This is a genomic window from Tardiphaga sp. P4_G1 (genome assembly GCF_056401215.1).
On record NZ_JBFUJU010000016.1, the window covers coordinates 1 to 17,007 of the forward strand.

The 17,007-nt window shown below is 62.0% G+C and carries 14 protein-coding genes and 1 pseudogene; 7 read left to right on the forward strand and 8 right to left on the reverse strand.

All coding sequences use genetic code 11. From position 1 onward, the window contains the following. Positions 1-400: 400 nt before the first annotated feature. The 6 genes from AC1DUY_RS28845 to AC1DUY_RS28870 form a co-directional block, all read right to left on the reverse strand. On the reverse strand, positions 401-622 hold the full coding sequence (locus AC1DUY_RS28845; RefSeq protein WP_068732570.1) for a hypothetical protein: 222 nt from the start codon (positions 620-622) through the stop codon (positions 401-403). Positions 623-657: 35 nt separating this feature from the next. After that, complete coding sequence (locus AC1DUY_RS28850) at positions 658-888, reverse strand: hypothetical protein (protein WP_089263849.1); 231 nt, start codon at positions 886-888, stop codon at positions 658-660. 205 nt (positions 889-1,093) lie between these two features. Next, on the reverse strand, positions 1,094-1,453 hold the full coding sequence (locus tag AC1DUY_RS28855; RefSeq protein WP_478118774.1) for a hypothetical protein: 360 nt from the start codon (positions 1,451-1,453) through the stop codon (positions 1,094-1,096). Between the two features lie 201 nt (positions 1,454-1,654). After that, positions 1,655-2,167, reverse strand: coding sequence for a transcriptional regulator LdtR (ldtR, locus tag AC1DUY_RS28860; RefSeq protein ID WP_068732529.1), 513 nt, complete (start codon positions 2,165-2,167; stop codon positions 1,655-1,657). Between the two features lie 339 nt (positions 2,168-2,506). Continuing rightward, entirely contained in the window at positions 2,507-4,072 is a 1,566-nt protein-coding gene (locus tag AC1DUY_RS28865) for an AMP-binding protein (RefSeq protein WP_478118777.1), read from the reverse strand. A gap of 55 nt (positions 4,073-4,127) precedes the next feature. Further along, positions 4,128-4,607, reverse strand: a complete 480-nt coding sequence (locus AC1DUY_RS28870) for a DUF6163 family protein (protein WP_478118778.1) — start codon at positions 4,605-4,607, stop codon at positions 4,128-4,130. A 230-nt stretch (positions 4,608-4,837) separates the two neighbouring features. On the opposite strand from AC1DUY_RS28870, the gene hemB reads away from it, so the two are divergent. The 3 genes from hemB (at position 4,838) to AC1DUY_RS28885 (ending at position 7,500) form a co-directional block, all read left to right on the forward strand. Continuing rightward, the gene (gene hemB / locus AC1DUY_RS28875; RefSeq protein WP_478118780.1) at positions 4,838-5,899 is read left to right on the forward strand and encodes a porphobilinogen synthase; all 1,062 of its coding nucleotides are present in this window, start codon (positions 4,838-4,840) and stop codon (positions 5,897-5,899) included. 143 nt (positions 5,900-6,042) lie between these two features. Further along, the gene (locus tag AC1DUY_RS28880; RefSeq protein ID WP_089263843.1) at positions 6,043-6,624 is read left to right on the forward strand and encodes an RDD family protein; all 582 of its coding nucleotides are present in this window, start codon (positions 6,043-6,045) and stop codon (positions 6,622-6,624) included. Positions 6,625-6,723: 99 nt separating this feature from the next. Next, a complete protein-coding gene (locus tag AC1DUY_RS28885; RefSeq protein WP_089263842.1) occupies positions 6,724-7,500 on the forward strand; it encodes an arginyltransferase in 777 nt (258 codons plus the stop codon). Positions 7,501-7,559: 59 nt separating this feature from the next. On the opposite strand, the pseudogene AC1DUY_RS28890 reads toward AC1DUY_RS28885, so the two are convergent. Continuing rightward, a pseudogene (locus AC1DUY_RS28890) lies at positions 7,560-8,046 on the reverse strand (divalent metal cation transporter); the annotation flags it as partial. Positions 8,047-8,381: 335 nt separating this feature from the next. Here AC1DUY_RS28890 and AC1DUY_RS28895 point away from each other — a divergent pair. Both AC1DUY_RS28895 and AC1DUY_RS28900 read left to right on the forward strand, forming a co-directional pair. After that, positions 8,382-11,708 (forward strand): adenylate/guanylate cyclase domain-containing protein, encoded by a 3,327-nt coding sequence (locus AC1DUY_RS28895; protein WP_478118783.1) that lies wholly within the window; start codon positions 8,382-8,384, stop codon positions 11,706-11,708. Between the two features lie 19 nt (positions 11,709-11,727). Further along, complete coding sequence (locus tag AC1DUY_RS28900) at positions 11,728-12,408, forward strand: peroxiredoxin-like family protein (protein ID WP_478118785.1); 681 nt, start codon at positions 11,728-11,730, stop codon at positions 12,406-12,408. Positions 12,409-12,755: 347 nt separating this feature from the next. On the opposite strand, the gene AC1DUY_RS28905 is transcribed toward AC1DUY_RS28900, so the two are convergent. After that, on the reverse strand, positions 12,756-14,150 hold the full coding sequence (locus tag AC1DUY_RS28905; RefSeq protein WP_439064131.1) for an Nramp family divalent metal transporter: 1,395 nt from the start codon (positions 14,148-14,150) through the stop codon (positions 12,756-12,758). Positions 14,151-14,304: 154 nt separating this feature from the next. On the opposite strand from AC1DUY_RS28905, the gene AC1DUY_RS28910 reads away from it, so the two are divergent. Together AC1DUY_RS28910 and AC1DUY_RS28915 are read left to right on the forward strand one after the other, a co-directional pair. Next, a complete protein-coding gene (locus AC1DUY_RS28910) occupies positions 14,305-15,564 on the forward strand; it encodes an MFS transporter (protein WP_478118788.1) in 1,260 nt (419 codons plus the stop codon). A gap of 198 nt (positions 15,565-15,762) precedes the next feature. Further along, entirely contained in the window at positions 15,763-16,896 is a 1,134-nt protein-coding gene (locus AC1DUY_RS28915; protein WP_089263837.1) for a TRAP transporter substrate-binding protein, read from the forward strand. Positions 16,897-17,007: the final 111 nt, after the last annotated feature.

Here is a 17,007-nt window from a genome sequence, read left to right on the forward strand (position 1 = left end):
ATCGAAACGCGTTCGGCCAAGTGCTTTGCGGCTACCCTGTCCCTCCGCCCTGGGACATTAATTTTGGTGATGGGACCGTTCGCCATGGCAGATGTGCAGGCAACCGAAAAAACACCGCAGGCGGAACGCTGGGCACTCGCTCGGCGCCTCCGAAAGTCCTGATGCACACTAACCTGCGGAAGACCGCATTCGCATCAGGCCCAAGGGTGCAACGGGCACCCGGCGTTCCGCACGCCCTCTCACAAGGGGCGGGAATGCAAGCAACGACGGCGCCCCCGCGCCGCAAATAACAGGGGTGATGACGCATGTCTGAAGGGTCGTGGCTGTTTGACAGTTGAATCTGATGAAGCCCTGGACAGGGCGCCAGCGCTTAAACGCAGCGCTATTGCGCCCTACTCCCTCAAAGGCCGGTAAACCCGGCCTTCACCGGATCGTTGCTGCCATCAAGCTCACGCAAATAGGTCAAGCCGAACACCGTCAGCCGGTGCGGATCCTTCTCGCCGCCGTCGAACAGCGACTGCACATAATCGGTCACCTTGGTGCGGGCTTCGTCCGATGCCGCCTGGGTGCGGCTCATCATCAGGTCATAGGTGTGCATGATGCGGTCGATGGCAATCTGCATGTCGTCATTTTCCCCGTTGGACATCAGAAAACCGGCTACGCGGCTTCAGCCCGTGCAGCCTGGAATTGCGCGATCGCTCTGTTCGCAAGGCGAAGCTTGTTGTCTTCGCCGCGATGAAACATCCGGACGATGATTTCGAGCAGCCGATCGTTGGTGAGATAAGTATCGGGGATCGCGCCGGACTTGCGCAGGTAGTTCGCAGCGATGGCATAGGCGTCGCCCACCGCCTCGACATTCATCACTTTCAGACCGCGTTCGACCAGCATGACTTGATCCCTTCTGACGAAGCGATAAGCCGCGAGAATGGAACCGGTTCCACGAGAGACGAAGGAAATTTCGCGAGCGGCAGAACGGAACGCTACGCTCTCCTCCAAGGAAGCGCAGGACGGCAAGAGCCAAGGCGTCGCGCGAAGCGCGCCCGATGTTAAATTCCGCAAAACCCATCAAGGCTTGGCACGAGCGATGAATCGCTCACGCCGCCTTCACGCTTTCCCTTGGTTTATTTGACAGCCACGAACACACGGCGGCTGGAATTGCGCCGATCAGACCGAGTGCCACGAGTTGCTTGCTGGAGCCGAGAAGCAAGGCCATCGCCAACACCGATAGCCCGTAGGCAAGAAGCGTCGTCGTCATGACCGCAGGCATAGACGTTCTGGCGACGAGCCAGTCCAGCAAGGCGACTAGGAGCCCCGGCACAATAAAGACGAGATACATTACAACCGGCCCTGTCCCACTGTCCTGCGCCGCGCCTGTCAGGATGTACGTCACTGCGTAGAACGCGACAGTCGCAACGGCAGGAAAGAGGAGCAGAAAGATCAACAAGCGCTTCATGAAATCATCTCCAATATCTCTGTGTCTGTCTTGGAGGTGTTTTCGTTCAGCAAGCGTGGGATGCGCGTAACGCCAAAGAAAAAGGCGCCCTGCGAGGGCGCCTTGATCAATTTCAGTGTCGCATGCGTCTTGCGCGCATTTCGATGTGCTTTCGGAGGGCAATCCGTCGGCAGTGGTTCGGCGACTTGGAGGTCGAAAGTCTCAGAGACGATACAGGATCTGGTCGGTCCAGAAACGCTCGAGGCGATGCAGCGACTTGTTGAGGGTCGCGAATTCCTCGTTGGAGATGCCGCCGACCTGCTCGACCGTCTTGACGTGCTTCTGATAGAGCGCGTCGACGATGTGGCGGATTTCCTGGCCCTGCGCCGTCAGACGAATGCGAACCGAGCGACGATCGACGCGCGAGCGCTGATGATCGAGGAAGCCGAGTTCGACGAGCTTCTTCAGGTTATAGGACACGTTGGAGCCGAGATAGTAACCACGAGTGCGCAGCTCGCCGGCGGTCAGTTCCTTGTCGCCGATATTGTAGAGCAGCAGTGCCTGGACCGAATTGATATCAGCGCGGCCGCGGCGATCGAATTCATCCTTGATGACGTCGAGCAGACGGCGATGCAGACGCTCCACCAACGTCAAGGCTTCCAGATAAAGCGGCTGAACCGGCGCCTGGCCCGGAACGAGATCGACGCTTTCCACCGTCGCAACGGTCTTCATCATGACACTACCCCTGTTGTCGTTTTTATCGACTTATTCGACGAAACTTGTGTCCCGTCTGATAGGGCCAACTTAAGGGGGAGCGTTTGAAGAACCGCTTAAATAAGACAATAAAGAGATCATGAATTTGAGACAGTGAATCTGAGATTAAGCCGGTGAAACAAGGGGTTTTCGCAAGGTTTGATTCACGCTGCAGAGCCCATGTTCCAGCTTTGTCCGCCCGATCTGTCGCATAGCGGAACAGCTTCCGTAAAATTCGAAACACTCGCGTAAGGTTCGTAACCGGGGCGTTAGGGTGACCGAAGTCTTACCGCCAACGCCCCGAAAATTAATTCGACAATTTTACGCAACTCCGCGCGTTCGCCCGTCCCAATATGGCGCCCGCAATGCCTTGCGATCGATCTTGCCGAGGCCCGTCACGGGGATCTCACTGACGAAATCGATGGTCTTCGGCGACCACGGCGCGCCGCGCTTGTCTTTCACATGCGCCTGAAGTTCCTCCGCGGAATTATTCGCGCCGGCTTTCAGCACCACGAAGGCCTTCACCGCCTCGCCCCACTTCGCATCGGGAATTCCGATGACCGCAGCGGACGCCACCGCATGATGCGCCATCAAGGCATCCTCGACTTCACGCGGATAGATGTTGAAGCCGCCGGAAATGATCATGTCCTTGGTGCGGTCGACGATATAGAAGAAGCCGTCGCTGTCCTTCACCGCGACATCGCCGGTGTGCAGCCAGCCACCGCGAAACGCGTCTTCGGTGGCATCCGGCCGTTTCCAGTAACCCTCCATCACCAGCGAGCCACGCACGCAGATCTCGCCGGGCTCCCCTGTCGCCACTTCGCGCATCTCGGCATCGAACAGTTTGACCTCGACCATCGGATTGGCGCGGCCGCAGGAACCGAGACGGCCCGGCTTGCTGTCGTCGTGATCGATCTTGCGCATGGTGGTGATGATCTGCGGCGCTTCGGTCTGGCCGTACAGCTGCACGAACACGTTCCCGAAGATGCCAACGCCCTCGCGCAACCGGTCCGGCGACATTGGCGCCGCTCCGTAGACGATCATCTGCAATGACGACATGTCGTATTTGGCGCGCAGCTGCGGCGCGTCGATCAGCGCATAGATCAGCGTCGGCACCAGGAAGGTCGCGGTAATCTTCTCCTCATGCACCACGCGGCAATAGGTTTCCGCATCGAAACCCTGCACCAGCCGTGCGAAACCGCCGCGCAGCATCACCGGAAACAGCGTGATGCCGGCGGCGTGGCTGATCGGCGTCGCCGCGAGATAGCGGATATCGGCCGGCCAGTCCCAGTCCGCATAGATTGCCAGCGACATCGCCACCAGCACGCGATGCGGCAGCATCACGCCCTTGGAACGGCCCGTGGTACCGCCGGTATAAGCGAGCCAGCAGATATCGCCGGTGCTGCTCTCGTCGACCAGCGGCGCCGGCGTCGCATTGGGCAGTTCGGCCAGCAGATCGCGGGCGCCCTCAAGCGCGCCGAAGGAAAGCAGATGTTTCAGGCCCGGCACGCGGCTGCGCAGTACGAGGCCGCGCGCGGCGAACTTGCCGGCCTCTACAATCAGCGCGGAGATCTCGGCATCCTCAAGAATGAAGGCGTGATCGTCCTCGGCGGCCATCGGATGCAGCGGCGTGTAGCGCAGGCCCATCACGGCGGCGGCGGAAATCGCGGCCCAGCTCTCAGCGCGGTTGCCGGAGAGAATGGACAGCGCATCGCCTTTCTTCAGGCCAAGGCTGCGGAACAGGCTGATGAAACGCGCGACCACGTCGCCGAAGTCGCGGTAGCTCCAGCGGACATGGCCGTCCGCGAGCGCGGGCTGGTCGCCATAGCGGGCGATCGCGCTGACGATGAGGCTGCCGGCGGTGCCGCCGGAATAAAGCTGGTTCAAAATGACCTCCCTGAATGCAGGGCCTTCTGCGAGGCCTCTGCTTGACGTCCTGAGCCTATGGCGGCCGCTCGCGCGCCGCCATCCATGCCAGCGCAAGGTAGCCTGCGAGAAACGCAGCCTGGACGCCGACGATCAGGAGGTTGCCGCCATAAATGGTCGGAAACATCAGCTCGATAACCGCCATGGACACCACGGTTGTCAGCCAGACGACGGCGCCCCATGGCGTCGCGAGCCAGAGGCCGACGGCGCTGACCAGCTCGATGACGGCGAAATAGACCGTGGCGGCCTGCCAGCCCATGGTCTGGACCTCGAAGGCATCATCCTCGGTGCCGACAAAGCCGGTGACCTGCGCCCAGTGATAAAGGCCCTGCATCATGGAGACGACGGCCATCACGCGCAGGAACAGGACCAGGCGCCGGGTCCAGATGTTCTCATCAGATTCGATGCGTCCGGACGAGATCGCCGCAACCGACATGGCATGGTCCCGCGACGTGGGGTCTCTCGACCCAAGGTCGCGCGGCATCTGCTCAGACATGCGAATGCGATCTCACGGGTGCGAACTGGACGTTTGGGCGACGGTTCAGGCGATTCATGGGGGCTTTTTGTGAGCCTTTGGGCCTGCAAAATCAATGACCCAGCCCGTCACATCACGCGCGCATGACGTGCATGATCGCGGTGACGCCGGGACATCAAGGTGCTAGACTTAGAACAGGTCGAATTTAAGGGGCTTTCGACCTCACGAAGGCCCGCGGGAGAGACGGTATTATGGCAATCAAGTTCGGGCGCCCCATCGAATTGCGCGATCACGCCCCCCGCCCGGCCACTTATGATGCCCCCTCCCTCGGCCTGACCACCCGCCCCCGCCGTAACCGCAAGTCCGAATGGGCTCGTAGGCTGGTGCGCGAGAACGTGCTGACCACCGACGACCTGATCTGGCCGCTTTTCGTGATCGACGGCGACAACCAGCGCGCGGCCATTGCCTCGATGCCTGGCGTGGAACGCCTCAGCGTCGATCAGGCGGTGCGCGATGCCGAGCGCGCCATGAAGCTGGACATCCCCTGCATCGCGCTGTTCCCCTATACCGACCCGTCCTTGCGCGACGAGATGGGCACCGAGGCCTGCAACGCCAACAATCTGGTTTGCCAGTCCGTGCGCGCCATCAAGAAGGAATTCCCCGATCTCGGCGTGCTCTGCGACGTGGCACTGGATCCGTTCACCAGCCACGGCCATGACGGGTTGATCCAGAACGGCAAGATCCTCAACGACGAGACCGTGGCCGTGCTGGTCCAGCAGGCGCTGGTCCAGGCCGAAGCCGGCTGCGATATCATTGCGCCATCGGACATGATGGACGGCCGTGTCGGTGCGATCCGCGAGGCGCTTGACGAAGCGGGATTCCTCGACGTGCAGATCATGGCCTATGCCGCGAAATATGCCTCGGCCTTCTACGGCCCGTTCCGCGACGCCATTGGCTCGGCCAAGACGCTAACCGGCGACAAGCGTACCTATCAGATGGATAGCGCCAATTCCGACGAGGCGCTGCGCGAGGTCGAACTCGATCTCGCCGAAGGCGCCGACATGGTCATGGTCAAGCCTGGCATGCCCTATCTGGATATTGTGCGCCGCGTGAAGGACACGTTCGCGGTTCCGACCTTCGCCTATCAGGTGTCCGGCGAATACGCGATGATCATGGCCGCCGCGAACAACGGCTGGATCGACGGCGACCGCGCCATCATGGAAAGTCTGCTCGGCTTCAAGCGCGCCGGCGCCGATGGCGTGCTGACCTATTTCGCGCCGCATGCCGCGGAACGCATCAAGGCATCGCGCTGAGCGCATCCGCGCTCAAGCCTCGCCTGATTTAGATCCACGCCTGATTTACGTCATGGACAGTCTGTAACGATTCCGCGCACTTGTTGCGCGGTCTGGTGATATCCATGTGATGGACCGTGAGGATGCAAACGGAGGGATGCGTCATGTCTGATACCGGCCCGAATGCTGGCGGCCCCAATAACGGAAGCTGGCAGGGTGACACCTGGCGCAGTGCCGGTACCCCGCCCCGCGCCCATGCCTTCGACCCCTATGCGCAGCCGGATTTGTTCCGCGGCGTGTTGATGCGGCGCGTCGTCGCCTTCCTGATTGATCTCGTGGTGCTGTCGATTCCGATCGTGCTGGCGTGGGTGTTCATTCTTCTGTTTGGCGTCGTCACCCTCGGCCTCGGCTGGGCGCTGTTCTGGCTGATCTCGCCGGCGACGGTGATCTGGCCGGTCGTCTATTACGGCATGTCGCTGGGCGGGCCGCATTCGGCCACCGTTGGCATGCGGATGATGGACCTGCAGATGCGCACCTTCAGCGGCACGCCGGGCTACTTCGTTCTTGGCGCCGCACACGCGGTCTTGTTCTGGGCCTCGGTGTCGCTACTCACGCCGCTGGTGCTGGTGGTCGGCCTGCTCAACGGCCGCCGTCAGTTGCTGCACGACCTCGTGCTGGGAACCGTGGTGGTGAATAATTCCGTGGTCCGCGCCGCTTACGCCCAGCCGCCCGGCCGCGCCTACTAACAGCCGCGATTGACGCCAACTTGGCCGGGCAAAGCGATTGACCGTTTGCCCGGCCGGCGCGATGCTACGCCAAACTGCTTCGGAGACCGACGGCAACCCGTGACCCAGCACTCCCGCGACACTCCGCAATTCTACCTCACGGCGCCGTCGCCCTGCCCCTACTTGCCGGGCCGGCACGAACGGAAAGTTTTCACCCATCTGGTCGGCGACAAGGCCGGCGATCTCAACGACCTGCTCACCCATGGCGGCTTCCGGCGCAGCCAGTCGATCGCCTATCGCCCGGCCTGCGACCAGTGCCGCGCCTGCGTCTCCGTCCGGGTCATCGCCAATGAGTTCAAGCCGTCGCGCAACTTCCGCAAGATCCAGGCACGCAATGCCGACGTGATCGGCGAGCAGCGCAGCGCGGTGCCGACCTCCGAACAGTATTCCGTATTCCGCGCCTATCTCGACCAGCGCCATCGCCATGGCGGCATGGCCGACATGACCGTGCTCGACTACGCCATGATGGTGGAAGACAGCCACGTCGAAACCCGCATCATCGAATATCGCCGCCGCGGCCCCGATACAGGCATCACCGGACGCGGCGAGGACCTGCTCGCAGTCGCGCTGACCGACGTGCTGAGCGATGGGCTGTCGATGGTCTATTCGTTCTTCGAACCTGGTGAGGAAAGCCGCTCGCTCGGCACCTTCATGATCCTCGACCACATCGCCCGCGCCAGGCGGCTCGGCCTGCCTTACGTCTATCTCGGCTACTGGATCGAAGGCTCCAAGAAGATGGACTACAAGGGCCGCTACTTGCCGCAGCAGCGGCTGGCGCCCTCGGGCTGGTTGCGCGTGGACGCGACTGGCGAGACGATGCCCGAACCGCAGGATTAGCTGGCCCGGCTGACGATCCGCCTTCGGCATCATCCGCCACCGTCCTGGATTTCAGGTCTTCAGCCGAAAAAAGTGTCGTAAAGCAGCTTGCAGTTCAGGATCACGATGATGCCGGCGATGATCCATGCCACCGTGGCGACCGACCGCGAAATCACGAAGTCACCCATTTTTCGCCGATCCGAGACAAACCGCACCAGCGGGATGACCGCAAACGGCAGCTGCATTGACCTGACTGAAGACGAGGAGTTGTCCGGTGCCGCGTTCGCCATAGAGCGCGGTGACGACCACGACCGGGACGATCGCGATGCCACGGGTCACGAGCCGGCGCGCCCAGTTCGGCAGGCGCAGCCGGAGAAAGCCTTCCATCACGATCTGGCCGGCCAGCGTCACCGTCACCGTCGAGTTGAGACCGGATGCCAGCAGTGCGATCGCGAAAAGCGTCGATGCGATACCGAGGCCTAGCAACGGCGACAACAACTCGTAAGCCTGACCGATCTCGGCCACATCGGCATGACCTGACGTATGGAAGGACACCGCGGCATCGACGGAGTGCCGTCTGCAATCGTCGAAACTGGTCGATCCGATCGTCACGCGCCACATTGCTCTGGCGATGTCGCGTCATGGAAGCCTGACGCTGGCATGTCGGACTGTCATGGAGCTCATGCGGGAGATCGCGAAATCCAGCGCTGCGGGACTACGCCGCGCGTAGTCGAGGCCCGATCAGCGGCATCGGTGATCCCGGTCGCGCATGCGGCTGGCAGGGCCGCAGTCATGGCTTGCTCTTCCGGCGCCACAAGCCCATTGTTACCAGGGATCCAGGGCCTGTTCGACGAGGTCCAGGATTAGATCGTGCCATCGCGGCTTCCGCGAGGTCTTGATCCATGAACTGCTCGTGTTGCGGTTTCGAGGTTCGGAGCGGCTTTGCGTTCTGCCCAAAATGCGGCGCGAAGCAGCCGGACCCATGCCCCAGTTGCGGCTACGCGTGCGCACCGGATTTTGCGTATTGCCCGAAATGCGGCGCCCGCGTCGATCACGCCCCCAAGGCCGGCAACCAGCGGGAGCCGTCATCGCCAACAATTCCGGCGACGGTCACGACTGGCGCCCGTTCACCGGCGCTGATGCTTGTCGAGCCCGAGCGCGCACCCCGGCGGACGCTCCATAAGGTCGACAGCGAAGCTAACCGCCGCACCATCACGGTGCTGTTTGCCGACCTCAGCGGCTTCACCACGATGAGCGAACGGCTCGACCCGGAAGTCGTGCAGGCGTTTCAGAACGAATTATTCGAGGAACTGACCGCAGCGGTGCAAAATTTCGGCGGCTTCGTAGACAAATTCATTGGCGATGCGCTACTCGCTCTGTTTGGTGCGCCGGCCGCGCACGAGGACGATCCTGAGCGGGCACTCCGCGCGGCCCTCGACATGATCAAGCGGACGGCGTGCTTGAGCGAACGTTCGAAGATATCCGCCGGATCGCCGCTCATGCTTCATATCGGAATCAACACCGGGCACGTGGTTGCGGGTGGATTGGGCGCAGGCGTTGCCAAGTCCTATTCAGTGACCGGCGACACGGTGAATACCGCTCAACGCTTGCAGTCGATGGCCCCCCCGGGCGACGTGCTGGTGGGACCGCTGACCTACCGCCTCACCCGGCATGCATTCTCGTATGAATCGCTCGGCGACGTTGCGCTGCGCGGCAAGGCAGGCAGCGTCCTGGTCCATCGTCTGAGGGGGCCGCTCGAGACACCGCGTGCGGCACGCGGACTCGAGATACTGGGCCTCAGCGCGCCGCTGATCGGGCGCGACGCGGAGATGGCCCGTATGATGGGGTGCCTTGACCTGGCGTGTGGCGGAGCTGCCCAGCTGATGCGGCTGGTTGGCGAAGCCGGCATCGGAAAATCGCGCCTGGTGGATGAATTCGTTACCCGCGCTCGCGATGAGGATCGCTTCGCAGGCGTGGCGATCCGGCGAGCCGCTTGCTCGCCGCTGGGCGAGCAATCCTACGGTACTCTTGCCGCAGTGCTGCGCAGCGCCTACGGCATCGCGCACAAGGCTTCGGCGGCAGAGGCGCAAGCCAAGCTAGCCGAAGCGTTGTCGGGGCTGGGCATGGCGACCGAAGAGGTCGAGCGGCTGATGCCCCTCTATTTTTATGTTCTTGGTCTCGGCGACCCCGACGACGCCCTGCAGCACGTTGAACCGGAACAGCTTCGACGGCAGATTTTTTTCGCGATCCGCACCGTCTTCGAACGGCGTCTGGCCCTATCGCCCCTCCTGATCATTGTCGAGGACCTGCACTGGGCCGACGCCGTATCGCTTGAGGCGCTGCGGTTCGTGATGGATCGGCTGGAGCGCGGGCGGCTGATGCTATTGTTCACACACCGGCCGACACTTGAAATGGATCAGCTCGACTCAAGTCGAATTAGCCATACAACACTGCGGCTGGTACCCCTTGGCATCGCCGACGGACAAAAGCTGCTCGCGGCGTTCTTCGGTGACGGTTGGAATGGATCATCCGGCAATCTGTTCAATCGAATTCTTGAACGCGCAAGCGGGAATCCGCTGTTCGTTGAAGAAATCATACGCGGTCTCATCGAAGCTGGCATTTTGGAACGTGACGGCTCGCATTGGCAGATCAAGTCAGATGAAGCGGCCGCTGACATCCCGGCGAGCATTCAGGCGCTGCTGCTCGCGCGAGTGGACCGACTGCCACACGGCGTGCGCAGGTTGGCTCAGGAGGCAGCGGTCATCGGGCCGCGCTTTGATGCGGCCCTTCTCGGTGCCACAGCGACCGACCCGGCGAAAGTAGAGGCAGGGCTTGAACTGCTATGCGACGCCGAGATCATCGAGGAGATCGCGGGCGCAAACTCGATTTCGCTGCAATCCTATCGTTTCACGCAAACCATGCTTCAGGATGTGATCTACCAAAACCTCCTTCTGCAACGGCGCATTGAGATGCATGGGCGGATCGGTGCTGCCCTGGAGCGGCTGTGCGGAGATGATCCGGAGCGGCTCGAAGACCTCTCCCTACTGGGACATCATTTCAGCCTCAGCGCGAGCAAGCCGAAGGGTGCACATTACCTGAGCGCGGCCGGCGATCGCGCACGCGCGATCTATGCCAACGACGACGCCATCCGCCTCTATCAGCAGACCCTCGCCGTCTTGTTGACCGCTGGCGATCAAGGACCGGAACGGCTTGTGCTATACGAACGAATTGCCGACCTGTGTGGAGCGGCGGGCCGGCGTGACACGGCCGACGAACATTACCAGACGGTATTGGAGGCACACCGCGCGGCCGGGGACCGCGCCGCCGGAGCGCGGATACTTCGCAAGCTTGGCCGTTTGATGTGGGACGCCGGCAAACGAAACGGGGCGGAGGCGCATTACGCCGAGGCGGCTGCGTTGCTCGAAGGAACGGACGCGCCGATCGAGTGGGCGCACCTGTTACAGGAGCGCGGCCACCTCGCGTTTCGCATCGGCGATCATGCTGCGGCCGCGAGATGGGCAGACGATGCGCTTGGCTACGCTCAATCCGTGCCGCCGGAGGTAGACAAGCAAGCCGGACTAGAAGCGGCTCGCGCCACCGCGGAGGCACTCAATACCAAGGGGGTTGCATTGGCGCGGCTGGGCCGAAGCCAGGAGGCCGTTCGCGAGGTGGAGCGAAGCGTCGCAGTTGCCGAAGCCGCTGGCCTTCTCAGCGCAGCCTGCCGCGGCTACACCAATCTTGGCGTGCTCTACACGATGGTCGATCCGGCGCAAGCCATGGAAGTATGCCGGCGCGGTCTTGATGTCGCCCGCCAGATCGGCGATCTCGGTTTTCAGGCGCGTCTCCTTGTCAATCTCGCTGTCGCCTGTTGCACCTTCACGGACAGGTGTGCCGACGAAGGCGTGCCGGCGGCCGAAAAGGCGATCGAACTCGACCGTGCGCTTGATCAGCGCGAACATCTCGCTGTGCCATTGATTGTGCTCGGGCAAATTCATCAATGCCATGGCCAGCCGGAACTTGCCGCCCGCTGCTACAATGAAGCAATTGAGGTGGCGCAGGAAACGGGCGAGCCCCAGCAGCTCTTTCCATGCTATGATGGTCTCGCGACGCTGAACCTCGATCGAGGCGACATGCCTGAGGCCGAGCGGTATTTTGCTCTGGCGCACGATGTCTGCGCCCGGCACGGGCTTGATCCCGAAGCGCTGGTCGTACTGCCATTTCTTGATTAGCAAGTAGAGGAGGTTGACCATGTCTGAACATCATGTCGATGGGTTACTCCACGCGGGCGACCGCGCACCGAACATCGTGCTGGATGCGATCACACGTGACGGCAAGATCGCGCTTGACGACTTTCGCGGCCACAGCCCAGTATTGGTCGGCTTGTTTCGAGGCCTGCACTGCCCGTTTTGCCGGCGCCATCTCGCGGCCCAGGCGCAACTTGACCCGGCCCTGCGCGAGAAAGGCGTCGAGAGTCTCGTGGTGGTCAACACGCCTATCGACCGTGCGCGGCTCTATTTCCGGTATCATCCCCTGCCCAATCTGCTCGCCGCGTCCGACCCCGAGCGCGTCTCGCACCGCGCGTTTGGCTTGCCCAATCTCGAGTTCACGGAGAGCGAAACCGAGTGGCCGCGCAAAATGGGGATGAACGCCGTGATGAGCATGCGGATGGACATGCCGGGCGAGCTGCCCGAGCCGATGAATCCGATGGCGGCGGCTGATCTTCTCAACACCAAGGACGGCTACGAAATAACCGAAGCCGACGAGCACATGCTGGCAACTGGCCAGGGTCAGCTCTTTGGCCAATTCCTGCTTGACCGGGAGGGCATCGTACGTTGGAGCTTTACCGAAGTTCCTGAGGGTGGCCATCGCATGTTCGAGGCTCCCACTCCGCGAGAGCTGATGTCGGCGGCTTCCGAGGTTGCAGGCTAAGGCATTTCGCTCAACGTCGCCTTGGAGGCCGATTCACTCAGCCTGCAAACGCATATTGTCGCCGAAGGAAGCATCTACGCTTTGCTGGGACCCTATGCAGTCGCCGAGGCATCGAAGGATGTGCCGTCTGCAATCGTCGAAACTGGTCGATTCGGTCGTCACGCGCCACATTGCTCAGGCGATGTCGCGTCACGGAAGCCTGACGCTGGCATGCTGGACTGTCATGGAGCTCACGCGGGAGATCGCGAAATCCAGCGCGGCAGGATTACGTCGCACATAGCCACAAAGGCCAGTCCCCTTCACCAAAGTTGGTGGCATCATCTGCAGCTGCCTTAAATTTCAAGGCTTCAGCCGAAAAAGGTGTCGTAAAGCAGCTTGCAGTTCAGGATCACGATGATGCCAGCGATGATCCATGCCACCGTGGCGACCGACCGCGAAATTACGAAGTCACCCATCTTTCGCCGATCCGAGACAAACCGCACCAGCGGGATGACTGCAAATGGCAATTGCATCGACAGGATGACCTGACTGAAGACGAGGAGTTGTCCGGTGCCGCGTTCGCCATAGAGCGCAGTGACGACCACGACCGGAACGATCGCGATGCCGCGAGTCACGAGCCGGCGCGCCCAGTTCGGCAGGCGCAGCCGGAGAAAGCCTTCCATCACGATCTGGCCGGCCAGCGTTGCCGTCACCGTCGAGTTGAGACCGGATGCCAGCAATGCGATCGCGAAAAGCGTCGATGCGATGCCGAGGCCTAGCAACGGCGACAACAGCTCGTAAGCCTGACCGATCTCGGCCACATCGGCATGACCTGACGTATGGAACGTCGCGGCGGCGACGATGAGGATCGCCGCGTTGATGAACAGCGCCAGCATCAGCGCGATGGTGCTGTCCGTCGTCGCCCACTTGATCGCGTCGCGGCGGCCTGCATCGGTGCGCGGATAGGCACGGGTCTGCACGATCGACGAATGCAGATAAAGGTTATGCGGCATCACGGTTGCGCCGATGATGCCGATCGCAATGTAGAGCATTTCGGGATTGGTCACGATCGCGGTGGACGGCAGGAAGCCGCTCAACACGGCAGCCACGGGCGGCGCCGCAGCGACAATCTGAACCGTGAAACAGACTGCGATGACGATGAGCAGCGCGATCACAAAAGCTTCCAGAAAACGGAAACCCTTGTTCATCAGCAATAGCAACAAAAAGGCATCCAGCGCAGTGATGAGCGCGCCCCCGATCAGCGGAATGCCGAACAGCAGCTGCAGCGCAATCGCGGTACCGATCACTTCCGCCAGATCGCAGGCGATGATCGCGGTCTCGCAGGCCAGCCACAGCATGATGTTGACCGGCCGGGAAAAGCTGTCGCGGCAGGCCTGCGCCAGGTCGCGGTCGGTAACGATGCCGAGACGCGCGGCCAATGCCTGCAGCAGGATCGCCATCACGTTCGACAGCAGGATCACCGAGAGCAGCGTGTAGCCGAATTTCGAGCCACCTGCGAGATCGGTCGCCCAGTTGCCGGGGTCCATATAGCCGACCGAGACCATGTAACCCGGTCCCGCGAATGCCAGCAGCCGGCGAAACCAGTGGCCGCCGATCGGAACCGGGATCGACGAATTGACCTCCGAGAGGCTGCGCCGGAAATCCCCGCCAAGGCCGGAGCGCCAGCCGGCCGCGTCTGGAACGCTGCCGGGGATTGGAGACGTTGACGAATCGGGCGAGGTTTTTGGCGAAAGTGCATCCATCAGAGCTGCATAGAGCAATCCCTCCCTTGTTGCAACTCATTTGCAACTGCATCTAGCCGGTTGGTGGGCACTCCCTGTCACGGCGCACGCTCAGTAATCGGGTGGCTGCGTGCTCGTCCGGACCCCATGGTGGCTGTCACAGACAGGAATCGCCATGTCCCACTCCTCCATTGATCGACTGCCTGACACTTTCAACCGCCTCGCCTGGTCGAACCTCGCGGCGCAGTCGGCCGAGCAGATCGCGCTGGCGGCCGCGCCTATCGTCGCGGTGCTGTTGCTCGGCGTCGGTGAAGGCCAGACCGGATTGCTGCAGACCGCGCTGACCCTGCCCTTCGTGCTGTTCGCCATTCCCGCCGGCCTGCTCGCCGACCGGATGTCGCGCCGCACGCTGATGGCCGGAGCTGAGGCGCTGCGTGCGATCGCGCTGTTGCTGACGCTGGGGCTGATCTGGTTCGGCGCGCTGACGATGACGCTGCTCGCTTTGCTCGGCTTCGTCGCGGTGTGCGGCACCGTGGTCTACAGCGTCGCCGCGCCGTCGCTCGTGCCATCGCTGGTCGTGCCGCAATTGCTCGGCGCGGCGAATGCACGGATCGAACTCGCGCGCACTGTGGCCTTTGCAAGTGGTCCCGCCATCGGCGGCGCGCTCGTCGGCTTCACAGGCGCCGCGCCTGCCTTTGGCTTTGCCGCTGCGCTGTCGATCATCGCTGTCGCCTTGCTATCGGGCATCCATGAGCCCACGCGCACAACCATTCAACAACGCAATCCGGTGCAGGACATCGCCGAAGGTCTGTCCTTCGTCTGTTATCACCAGTATTTGCGACCGGTCTTCATCACACAGTTCATCTTCAGCGCCGCATCCTTCATGGTGCTGGCAGTGTTCGTGCCTTACGCGGTTCGCCGTCTCGGCCTCTCCGCCTCCGGCGTCGGCGTGACACTCGCGATGTATGGCGTCGGCATGGTGGTCGGCGCCCTACTGGCGACGCGCGTGATGAGGCGGCTGCCGTTCGGCACGGTGATCGCGCTTGGCCCCGTCACCGGCTTCGTTGCCTCCGTTGTGATGGCACTGACCACATGGATCCCCTCGCCGGCTTTGGCGGGCCTGAGCTTCTTCCTGCTCGGCGTCGGTCCGATCCTGTGGGTGATCTCCACCGCGACGTTGCGACAGTCGGTAACGCCGCCGAGCCTGCTCGGACGCGTCTCCGCGATCAACACCCTGAGCTATGGCGCCCGCCCGATCGGAACCGGCATCGCTGCCGTTGTCGGCGGGCTCTATCACGCGGAGGCGTGCCTCTATCTCGCCGTCGCGGGTTTCGCCTGGCAGGCCGTGGTGATCCTGACTTCGCCCGCAGTGACGCTGGAACGGCAGCCAGACATGATCGGCGATGTGACCGGATGTGTTCCGACGAAAGTCTAACAGGCTTGGTGTAGTTCATCTGTAGTTCGCACTCGCTCATGATCTCCCCGCACCGCAGCACGGCTAGTTAGTGTAGTTACGCCGCGTCGAAGCGTCGCAGCAAAGCGAACTTTCTTGCCAAAGCTGCAAGCAAGCCTTTGTCTTGTCACCAATCAACAAGGTCAGTCCGCAAAAGGACGACCATTCGGGGAGAACACAATGGCTTCATCCAAGGACAGGACTCCGTCTCGGCGCCGTTTTCTGAAGGTCGCCACCGCCGGTGCCGCTGCAAGCGTCGTCGCACCGGCAATCGCCCAGGCGCAGGGCCCGATCAGCATGCGCTGGCAGAGCACCTGGCCGGCCAAGGACATCTTCCACGAATACGCGCTCGACTACGCCAAGAAGGTCAACGACATGACCGGTGGCGACCTGAAGATCGAGGTGCTTCCGGCTGGCGCCGTAGTCCCGGCCTTCGGCCTGCTCGATGCGGTCTCCAAAGGCACGCTCGACGGCGGCCACGGCGTGATGGTCTATCACTACGGCAAGCAGACCGCGCTGGCGCTGTGGGGCTCTGGCCCGGCCTATGCGATGGATGCCAACATGCTGCTGGCCTGGCACAAATTTGGCGGCGGCAAGGAGCTTCTGGCAAAGCTCTATGCATCGATCAATGCCAATGTCGTGTCACTTCCCTACGGGCCGATGCCGACCCAGCCACTCGGCTGGTTCAAAAAGCCGGTGACCAAGGCCGATGATCTCAAGGGTGTGAAATTCCGCACCGTCGGCATCTCCATCGACGTGTTTACCGGCCTTGGTGCAGCAGTGAACGCATTGCCCGGCGGCGAAATCGTCTCGGCGATGGATCGCGGCCTGCTCGATGCGGCCGAGTTCAACAACGCTTCGTCGGACCGCATCCTTGGATTCCCCGACGTATCCAAGACCTGCATGCTGCAGAGCTATCACCAGAATGCTGAACAGTTCGAAATCCTGTTCAACAAGACCAAATATGACGCCCTGCCCGAGAAGCTGCGGGCGATCATCGCGGGCGCCGCCGATGCGGCCGGTCAGGAAATGTCCTGGAAGGCCATCGACCGCTATTCGCAGGACTACGCGGAGATGCAGAGCAAGGACAAGGTCAAGTTCTACAAGACACCTGACTCGATCCTGCAGAAGCAGCTTGAGGTCTATGACGAGGTCGTCGCCAAGAAATCGGCCGAGAATCCCCTGTTCAAGGAAATCTCCGAGTCCCAGCAGGCCTTCGCCAAGCGCGCCACGCAGTGGGAGCAGGACACGGTCGTGAATCGCCGCATGGCCTACAACCATTACTTCGGCCCGAACGCGAAGAAGAAGACCTGACGCCATCAGGCGCACATATCCCGCATCATCCGGGACTTTCTCCCGGATGATGCTTTGCTGTTGCCTGATATCGCCGATCTTCACCTGCCCACATGTCCTGTAGACTGGCCT